Raw genomic sequence first — 1,363 nt, forward strand, 5'->3', positions numbered from 1 at the left:
GGCATGGCGGCGGCGCGGATCTTGTCGTCGAGCACCAGGGCCACCTTGCGGCTGCGCGCCGGCCCCTCATCCCTGAGCGGCTCGATCAGATCGAGTTCGGCCGGAATGCCGTTCAGCAACGCCTTGGCGGAGATCACCGCCTTCTCGGGGTCGACCGTGATCGAACCGTCGGCATCCGTCACGACCTGTCCTTCGAAGGGCTTGGCCAGGGACATGCCGGTGTAGTCGAGCGACACCAGCCAATCGAGCTTCGAGGAGTCGACGCCGGACTGCAGCGGAATATCCGCCTTGACGTGACCGGTGACGCTGCCCGACAGGTCCTCCGGCAGAATGCCGACATGGCGCATGGCGTTGATCGGCTCGTAGGATGCGAGTTCGGCAACGGCGGATGCGTCGCCGTCGACATCGATGTCGAGCGCGCCGACGACCGGCGGGCGGTTCGCCGCCTTGACCGTCAGCGTGCCGTTGCTGGCCGCCACGGTGCGGCCGCTGGGCATGTAGACGGTGCCCGAGGAGAGCGAGATATCGACATCGTTGCCGTGGAAACCGACGACGCCGACCGCGTCGCGTATCGGCGGGATGCGGCCGGCGGTGTCGAATCGCGATCCCTCGATCTGGAAGCGGCCGAACACCTCATCGGCCGAAAGCGGCACGCCGTTGCCGAGCCGGCCCGGCACCACCTGGAACTGAAGGTTGGCGTCGACGACACGGCCGCCGAACAGATTGGCCAGCACCCAGAGCCGGGCATTGCGCGCCGAAAACCACGGCCATAGCTGCTTGACGTGAGAGACCTGCATGTCGTGGATGTTGAACGCCAGATTGATCCCCGGCACTTTGCCGTCGACGAACGCCACGGCGGCGGTGCCAAGCACCTCGCCGGAGCCGGCGGACCGAAGCGCGATCTGCTCTGCGACCAGTTTGTGGCTCACCGTGTTGTAGACACCGGCGATCCGGGCGAGGAAGGTGAGCGCCGGCTCGGGCGACTCCGAAGGCGCAAGCGACGATCCGTCGCTGGTCAGGTCGTAGCGATAGGAGGGCTCTTCACCCACCGCTCCGCTTGCCGGCTTCGGCCCGATCGAACCGGCGAAATCGAATGTCGAGCGGCCGGTCTTCAGCAGCAATCTGTCGACCTGGACCTTGTTGCTGCCAGCAACCAGCGTCGCATTGATATCGACGTCCGCCGCCAGCAATCCTCGCGTGCCGAGATCGAGGACAGAGCCCGTCGATGACAAAGCGGCCGTCAGCCGCGATGCGTTCACGCCGAACCCTTCCGATCCCGTCAGCTTCAACGCGACGGGTCCCAACTTGCCGGCAGCGGCCGCGCCGGTGTCGGCCAGATCGACGCTCGCATCCAGCGCCGTGA

General features: G+C 66.5%; 1 pseudogene. It reads right to left on the reverse strand.

From position 1 onward, the window contains the following. Positions 1 to 1,363 (reverse strand): annotated as a pseudogene (locus EN925_RS36025) (DUF3971 domain-containing protein); the annotation flags it as partial.

It is taken from the genome of Mesorhizobium sp. M7A.F.Ca.US.006.04.2.1 (assembly GCF_004022915.1).
Taxonomy (GTDB): domain Bacteria; phylum Pseudomonadota; class Alphaproteobacteria; order Rhizobiales; family Rhizobiaceae; genus Mesorhizobium; species Mesorhizobium ciceri.